This window comes from uncultured Lamprocystis sp., from assembly GCF_903933125.1.
GTDB lineage: Bacteria > Pseudomonadota > Gammaproteobacteria > Chromatiales > Chromatiaceae > Thiodictyon.
Genome location: NZ_CAIZIZ010000426.1, coordinates 1 through 8,150 on the forward strand (window position 1 = coordinate 1; position 8,150 = coordinate 8,150).

Below are 8,150 nucleotides of genomic sequence, written 5' to 3' on the forward strand. Positions count from 1 at the left end.
GACGACGCCAAGCGCATGATCGCGAGTACCGACCCGACACCGTTAGCCGTGCTCAGCGCGGACCATCGCGAGGACATCAAACTGGCTGCATCGCGCATGGTCCCGATCAAGCGGCGGACGTTCCAGGCGGCCATGGCCGTGAAGTACTGCGCCGGCAGTGCGCGCCAAGCCGAAGCGGTCTTTAGTGGGACATCCTGATTACGCTGGCCTGCTTGGTATAATCATTACTCGGGAATCACCTAAGGGGCCCGGCTCGAATGGCACTGACTTAAGCCCAACCAACTGAGAAAAAAGAAAATCTTTGGTCGAGGCGTCGCTGGAGCGTCGAACTCGATCTGCGCAACATCAAGACCACGCTCGGCATGGACCAGCTTTCTTGCAAGAGCCCGGCGATGGTGGAGAAGGAGATCTGGGTCTACCTGCTGGCCTACAACGTGATCCGGCTGCTGATGGCGCAGTCGGCGCTGCTGGCCGACCAGGTTCCGCGCCAACTCAGCTTCAAGCATGCGGTGCAACTGTGGACCCTGTGGCAAGCCTACCGCGACACCCTTGCCGCGGCGTCCGATATGGCGGCCTTGCTCGCCCTGATGGCCGAGCAGCGCGTCGGGCGGCGTCCCGGCCGGATCGAGCCCCGCGCGCTCAAACGACGACCGCGCAACTTCCCGCTGCTCATGGAGCCCCGGACGCTGGCGCGCCAGGAGGTGCGACTCCACGGGCACCCCAAGAAAGCGAAGTGAAAGGGCACTGAAATACATCGCGTCATCACGCATAACAAAATGATTAACATGGGGTATCTGCTTAAGTCAGTGCCATTCAGACCTGCCCCCGCTTCTTTATGACCCCGCTTCTTTGGGCGCGATGAGCAAGGCTGCCGGAGCGAGCGTTTGTTCTTTCGGTCGGCCTGAAGAGGCACGTGCCTGAGGTGGAAATTCAGGGCAGGCTTGAATATCGGCTAACGTCGCCCAGCAGCGGCGCGCATTTAATGCGGGTCCGCTGGATGGGTTTGTCAGGTGCTTCTAAAGATACTTATTTGTTTAGTCGGCTTGTTTGCAGGCGAATGCTTGAACTAGGCATTGAGCTGATTCAGACGCGATTCGACGACGATCTTCAAAGCCATCCTCCGGCCCGGTTGCGTCAGTATGCCGATCAGTTGGAAGTCATCGACGCGGATATTGCGTGTAGTGTTGTCCACATGCAAGCCGGCCTTGATCGTAATCCCGGCCGGCGGTATGCGTAGTCAGGGCTTCCAGCCCTGACAGTGTCAGGCCAGGATGGCCTGACTACGCACCCGGCGCGCCCAAGTGGCCGGAACGACGATCAAGGCCTGCAAGCCAATGGCTTCCGCAGGGCCGTTCGGGAAGCGCGTGTTGAAGGCTTTCGGTTTTCGGCCTTCTTGGCCAACTTACCGGCCGCGATTGTCGATCTCGGCATCGCCCTTGCGCGCCAGATGCGTCTTACGGAAATAGGCCTTGTTGCCGAAGGCCGGAAACCAGTCTTGCTTCTGACTCGATCCCGAAGGATTTTCCCGTTGTTGACCCAGCAGTTGGGGTTGAAGACGATTGGTGAATATCGCGTTGCGTGACAGATGTTGTGACTGGCGTCGGCCAGATTGCCGTCCCGGCTGAAGTGCCTTGGGGCTTGTTTGTGCTGTGTGGCGTCCCAATTCCTGGCAAACCTTAAGGCAGTACGGTGGGGCGGCTAGGCCGGTGCCAAGATTCAGGTCGCAGAATGAAAATTACGTGAAAACCCCAATCTTAGCAATTTAACGCGAATGCACGTGCTGGAGTTTCGTTTTGGCAGTCACCTCAACTTTAAACATGGGACACCGGTCCAACCCCGGACCAGTCGCTTTCGGTCTCATCGTCATTGGTGACGAGGTGTTGAACGGCGCGCGCACGGATCAGCATCTGGCGACTTTCAAGGCGCTGTTGGGCGAGCGCGGGCACGCCCTGGCCTGGCATTGGCTGTTACCGGATGACCCGGCGGTGCTGGAAGCGCATTTGCATTGGTCCATGGCGCGGACCAATCCGGTATTCGTCTGCGGCGGGATCGGCGCCACCCCGGATGATCACACCCGTGCCTGCGCCGCCGCGGCGGCCGGCGTGCCGTTGGTGCGCCACCCCGGTGCGCGGGACCTGATCGAAGCACGCTTTGGAGACGCGGCTTATCCACATCGCATCCTGATGGCCGATCTGCCGGCGGGTGCTGAGCTGATTCCCAATCCATTCAATCAGATCCCCGGATTCTCCGTGTCCGGACACTGGTTTCTGCCGGGATTTCCGCAGATGGCCTGGCCCATGGCCGAATGGGTGCTGGAAACGCATTACGGGACCGCGGATCTGGTGCGCGAGTCGGCCGTGCAGGTGCTGGGTGTTCCGGAGAGCGCCTTGATCCCGCTGATGCGTGACCTGGGCGAGGCGTTCCCACAGCTCAAGATGTTCAGTCTGCCCCATCTGGGCGCAGACGCCTGCATCCTGTTAGGCTTTCGGGGTCGAATTGACCTGGAGACCGCGATGGATACTCTGCGTGCGCGGTTGGTCAGCGAGTCCATGCGGTTTTGCGAAGTCCCGGCCGTCGGCGCCGAGTCCCAGGAGGGTCAGGCGATTTCCGGTGATCGCCCGAGCGGTCAGCCTGGCGGGGCGGTCAGTTGACGTGATGGCCGAGTCATTGATGCGAACATGTCGGTATAGCCGCCGAACGTGATGACCGGACGTAGGGGCGGGTTTGAAACCCGTCCCTACTCCAAAGGTCTGTCTGGATATCAGGTGCGAAGGTGATCGTTCCGGCCGCGTTTTATAGTCTTCGTCCGGCGCGAGCGCGTTGACCGCGTGACGTCTGGTCGTTAACCAAAGGGTTTCTCCATGCTCGCATCCGTCCCCGCCCTGGATCACCTGATCACGGTTGGTCTGATCGTCTTGAGCGCGCTCTCGCTGAACCTTGTCGTGCTCGCCGCCGCCCGATTGCTGGCCGGCGAACGGCGTAGCGTGTACGCCCGATTGGACGGTGCCGACCTCCCCCAGGTCCTGGTGCAGGTGCCGCTCTACAACGAAGGCCCCCTGGTCCGGCGCATCCTTGGCGCGGTGGCCGCCTTCGACTGGCCGCGCGACCGCTTGCGGATTCAGGTCCTCGATGACAGTACCGACGGGTCTTGCGCCCTGAGCCGTCAGGCGGTCGCGGACCTGAAGCGGCAGGGTTTCCGCATCGAGCTGCTGCATCGCACTCACCGCACGGCGTTCAAGGCGGGCGCCCTGGCCGCAGGTCTGAAGCGCTGCGCCGCGCCCTATGTCGCCATCTTCGATGCGGATTTTATCCCGCCGCCGGATTTTCTGCGGCGGACCCTGGCGGTGTTGGAGGCGAACCCGGCCGTGGCCTACGCCCAGGCCCGCTGGACTCACCTGAACGCGCCTGAGAATCTGCTGACCCGCATCCAGGCGCGGCTGTTGGATGCCCATTTTCGGGTGGAGCAGGAGGCACGCTGGCGGCTCGGTCTGTTCCTGCCGTTCAATGGCACTTGCGGCGTGTGGCGGCGGGCCGCCATCGACGATGCCGGTGGCTGGCAAGGCGACACCCTGACCGAGGATCTGGATCTCAGCGTACGGGCGCGCCTGCGCGGGTGGCGGGCGGCCTTCCTGATCGATCTGACCGTCCCCGGCGCCCTGCCGGCCTCCGTGCCGGCCTGGCGGGCGCAGCAGTTTCGCTGGAACAAGGGATTCGTGCAGTGCGCGCTCAAGCTGACGCCCAGGGTCTGGCGCAGCAGTGCCCTGTCATTCCGGCACAAGCTCATGCTGACGTTGGAGATGGCCCAACCCCTGGCCTATCTCATCGGCGCCTCCTGCATCCTGCTGGGACTCCCCTATATCGCGGGCGCGGCGGTGGCCGGGCCGACGCTCGCCGTGGCGGCGGTGTGGGCCTCCCTGGTCGGCGTCCTCGGGACGGTCGGGTTTCTGTTGCTGGGGACCACGCGTGAAAACCGCTCGGGCGCGCCTCTGGAGATTGTCGCCGCCCTGTTCCTGTCGACCGGGCTCTTGATCTCGAACGCCCGCGCCGGGCTGGAAGCCCTGGTGGGGCATCGCAGTGAGTTCGTGCGCACGCCCAAGTCCACCGCACCTGCGGCAGTGGCCGCCAAACGCCGACGGTATGGCATGATCGAGGCGGCGGCCGGCATCGGCCTGCTCGGCTTTGCCCTGCTGGAGCAGCCCGCGGCGGTCCTCTATCTCACCCTCGTGATCGGCGGTCTCATCGCCGTCGGGGTCATGCAGCTCCTCGACGGCAGGGATCTGCCGAAGTTGGCGCGGCTCAGGCAGTGATGCGCAATTATCCGCGTGAGCTTTAGGGCGATTATAGCCTTCGCACCTGACATCCAGACAGACCGTCGTGTAGGGGGGCGGGTTTGAAACCCGCCCCTACGTCTCGTTATCACGTCCGAAGGCTATAGTCCACCGATCCCGCGGACCTGGCCGTTACTTGAACGTTGCCCCGATCGCACCGATTCCGGATCGCAGAAACAGGTAGAGTGCAGCGCGCGGCCTCGATCCCGACGGCCGTGGAATCAACGAGAAATTCATGTCCACTCGGTGCCGGCTGGTCCAACCACTGATGGCACTCGCGCTCTGCCTGGTCCTCGCCACGGGTTTGGCGCAGCCCCTCGACGAGGGGCAACTCTCGGCTGCGGAGATCCGCGAAGAGACCGATTTTCTCAGGAAGATCGGCTCCGTGCTGGCGGCGGCACATGCGTACCGTACTCAGGAGTCCGAGCGCCTTGCGGCCCTGCTCGCGGTCGAGGAGCGCACCCTGAGTGCCGACGATGTTCACCCGGATATGCTGCGCGCGGCCTTGTTGGCGCGGGACTCGATGCGTTCGCGCGGCGCGGTTCTGGCGGGCCAGATCGTGCATCGGCAGGCCGTTCTGGCTGAGGTCCAGCAACGCATCTCGACCCTCGGCCGGGGTCTTGAAGACGCCGCGGAGGACGACTCGGAGGCCCAATCCAGGCGCGCGGATCGCGATCTGCTCGTGGAGCAGGCCCAGGTCCTGCACACGTTGATCGATGGCCTCAGGCAACTGCTCACGGCCAGCCGGCGCGTCGAAACCTTGAGCACGCAGCGCCTGCGCCTCCTTCAGGGCCGCATGGGGCTGGATGCCGTCACGCAAACGACCGGATCGGCGCGCGACCCGCGGGTTGCCCCATTGGAGCGGGTGATCGCCGGGCTTGCGGACGAGTCGGCCAGTCTCGCCACCCAGGCGGGGGCCATTGGGGGGAAGGATCCGGACGCACTCGCGCGGCGTGACCGGCTCGATATGCGCCTCCACGACACGGGCACGCGCACCTTCCTGCGCGAGAATGACCTGGACCTGATTGGTCTGAGCAGTCAGTTGGATGGACTGGTCGCGCTGCGTGAGGACAGTGCCACACCCGCGCATCTGCTCGTGGACGCCGGGACTGTGCTCAAGCTTTTGGGGGACGAACTCCAGAGTCTGCGGATCGAATTGGCGGACGAGCGCCGGGTCCTGGCCGTCCGCCGCGCACTGCTGCGGGGACGCGGCCTCACGGACGGACCGGCCTGGGCGATGACCGCGGAGTTGGAGGGACAGATCGACGCGCAGGGCCAAATGGTTGCGGCCCTGATTGAACGGATCGCGCCGGAACCGGCCCGTTTCGCCGAGCAACTCGCGGTGATCGACGCCGCCGTCCTCACTGAGCGGCTGCCGCTGCCGGGTGCGCGTGGGGATTGGCAAAGGATCGGCGCCGGGATCGCCGTGCTGCCGGCCCTGGTCGTCCGCCGCCAAAGTGCGCTCGTCTTGGATCTGCGGGAGCGCATCGCTGACTTCTCCGCGGACGACTGGGTTCCGCTGGCCGGCGGGGGGATGGTGTTGATCGTCGGCATCCTGGGTCTGGTCTGGTGGTTGGGGCGACCGGGCCGGGCGCTGGGACGGCGGCTGGCCGAACCGGTTGCGGCTCTGGTGCCGGTGCTCCCCTGGACCATCCCGCCCTTGCTCTGGGCCTGGCTGGGCGCGACCCTCGATCTGCCGACAAATGAATGGCTGCCGGGTCTGCTGCTGCTTGGGGTCGGGCCAACCTGTGCCTTCCTGCTCGCCCTGGTGCGCACCGAGCTGTTCGCACCCGGCTTGCCCGCCGAGAGCGCGGCGGTACGCGGCGCCTTCTATCGACGCCTGCGCTGGGGTCTGGTGCTGGCCGCCGTGGTCAGCACCGTCTACGCACTGACCCACTCGCTGCCGATCTCGCCCCTGGTGGCCGACTTGCTCGATCGCCTGGCCATGGTCGGGCTGCTGCTGCTCGCGGTGCCGGCCTTCGGGCTTAAGACTCTGATTCTCGGTCAATTGCAGCCGTCTGGTGCGAGCGGGGCTCTGACCACGGATCCGTCCGGGGAGCAGGATTCAAAGCAGATGCGTCCGAACCCTGGCGCGCCACGCCGACACGGTGCGCGACTGCTTGCCTGGCTCTCCCAGGCCGCTGCTCTGGTCCTGGCGGCGGCCGGTGTGCTCGGGTTTCTGGGTTACCTCAACCTGGCCTGGGCCATCGTCATCGACCTGGGCTGGCTGGCGCTGGTCGCGGCACTGCTCCATCTTGCGCGTGCGGTGCTCGACGACCTGTACGACGCCGCCGCGCACTGTTTAGCCTGCATGGTGGCGGACGTTGGGACTGCGCGCGGGGATCTGTGGCAGCGGCAGTTCCTGGATCCGGCGCATGGGTTCGCGGTTCTGCTGGCCTGGCTGGTGGCCCTGTGGGGGCTGGTGCGGCTCTGGTCTGCTCCTGGTGGAGCGTCCGGTGCGGGTGGGCGACATCGTGACCCTGAGCGGCCATGAGGGGGAAGTCATGCGCATCGGCTTCCGCTCTATCACGATCCGCACCTTCGACAAGCAGGAGGTCTTCATCCCCAATGGATCCTTGATCAGCGGGGAGTTGGTCAACTGGACGCGCAGCGACGACATCCTGCGTACCGTACTGAGCGTGGGAATCGGTTATCAGGACGACCCGGACCGGGCCATTGTGCTGGTGCGGGAAATCCTGGTCGGCTATGCCTTGGTGCTGAGCACGCCTGGGCCCCTGGTTGCTTTGTGGGAGTTCGGGGACTCCGCGATTCTGTTGCGGGTGGAATACTACGTGCATTTCTTGGGTCAGGTAGGGCGCACCCAGGTGCGTTCCGAGGTCAACCGACGTATCTGGTACGGTTTTCAGGCGGCGGGCATCAGCATCCCTTTTCCCCAGCGTGACCTGCATGTCTACCCGACACCGGGCGGCGAGACCTTGGGCCTGTCGGTCCCTGTTGCCGCCGCGCGATCTGTTGGCTAGAATTAAATTGCAGCTATTCGCTAATTTTCGTTTGGCTTCATCGCTGACGAAACGCCGGATCGCTGCCCCGTCTTTCGGGTGTCGTGGAAGGATGCGTCATGCGACGCCTTCCTGTGCCGATCCATCATCATTGGAGAAACACCACCGAAGTCCCCGTTCAACGAGGATTCGTTGCCATCAATGCGCGGGTCGCCGGTAAGAACTACCGCATCGTCAATACCCATCTCGAAGTACGGGAACCGCAACCAGGAAATCCGATCAGCCAGGTCTTCCAGGCGGCGCAAGCCTTTGAGTTGATCGGTGTCCTGCGGGCCACCACACCGATCGGCAAATCGCTATTGGTGCTCGGTGATTTCAACTCTTCACCGGAGGATGCCGGGGTGCCGGGTCCATTGCCGTTGCCCGAGCCGTTTGATCAGGGGCTGGTCCCTCCCTACCAGCAACTCGCGGCTGCCGGCTACACCGACGGGTGGACGCTCAGGTGGCATGTCAGGCCAGGATTCACCTGTTGCCAGGCGGAGGATCTGTTGAATGAGAACTCCCAGCTGTACGAGCGGATCGATCTGATCCTCTCCTGGCCGGCGCCGGCCAGGGTTGAGGACATCCGTGTGGTGGGCACGAAGCACTGGGATAAGACCCGTCCGCCCGCGCCAAGATTGTGGCCCTCAGATCATGGTGCAGTAGCGGCCGAGCTTCGCTTCTAAACCGCGCCAAGCGCGAGATACGTAATTTCTGTGATACGTTGCGTCCCGTGCCGAGCCCCCTGTGTCGGCCAGACCGGCCCCCGATACCAGAAGCACGCAGCGTTTATGCTTAAGCTCGATCTCGCGAAGTGGAATCA

7 protein-coding genes and 1 pseudogene are annotated in these 8,150 nt (G+C 64.2%); all 8 read left to right on the forward strand.

All coding sequences use genetic code 11. The annotated features are described in order from the left end of the window. The coding region (locus QZY03_RS22720) for a hypothetical protein (protein ID WP_295584853.1) at positions 1-198 on the forward strand (198 nt) is incomplete at its 5' end. Between the two features lie 89 nt (positions 199-287). Next, positions 288-737 (forward strand): annotated as a pseudogene (locus QZY03_RS22725) (transposase); the annotation flags it as partial. Between the two features lie 176 nt (positions 738-913). Further along, positions 914-1,237: a hypothetical protein gene (locus tag QZY03_RS22730; RefSeq protein ID WP_295584855.1), complete on the forward strand. Its 324-nt coding sequence runs from the start codon at positions 914-916 to the stop codon at positions 1,235-1,237. Between the two features lie 580 nt (positions 1,238-1,817). After that, positions 1,818-2,651: a molybdopterin-binding protein gene (locus QZY03_RS22735; protein ID WP_295584856.1), complete on the forward strand. Its 834-nt coding sequence runs from the start codon at positions 1,818-1,820 to the stop codon at positions 2,649-2,651. Between the two features lie 210 nt (positions 2,652-2,861). Then, the gene (locus QZY03_RS22740) at positions 2,862-4,307 is read left to right on the forward strand and encodes a glycosyltransferase (RefSeq protein WP_295584859.1); all 1,446 of its coding nucleotides are present in this window, start codon (positions 2,862-2,864) and stop codon (positions 4,305-4,307) included. Between the two features lie 256 nt (positions 4,308-4,563). Next, the gene (locus QZY03_RS22745) at positions 4,564-6,822 is read left to right on the forward strand and encodes a hypothetical protein (protein ID WP_295584861.1); all 2,259 of its coding nucleotides are present in this window, start codon (positions 4,564-4,566) and stop codon (positions 6,820-6,822) included. Continuing rightward, positions 6,791-7,309, forward strand: coding sequence for a mechanosensitive ion channel domain-containing protein (locus tag QZY03_RS22750; RefSeq protein ID WP_295584863.1), 519 nt, complete (start codon positions 6,791-6,793; stop codon positions 7,307-7,309). The genes QZY03_RS22745 and QZY03_RS22750 overlap by 32 nt, the downstream gene beginning before the upstream one ends. Before the next feature lie 113 nt (positions 7,310-7,422). Next, the gene (locus tag QZY03_RS22755) at positions 7,423-8,013 is read left to right on the forward strand and encodes an endonuclease/exonuclease/phosphatase family protein (protein ID WP_295584865.1); all 591 of its coding nucleotides are present in this window, start codon (positions 7,423-7,425) and stop codon (positions 8,011-8,013) included. The last annotated feature ends 137 nt before the right edge of the window (positions 8,014-8,150 follow it).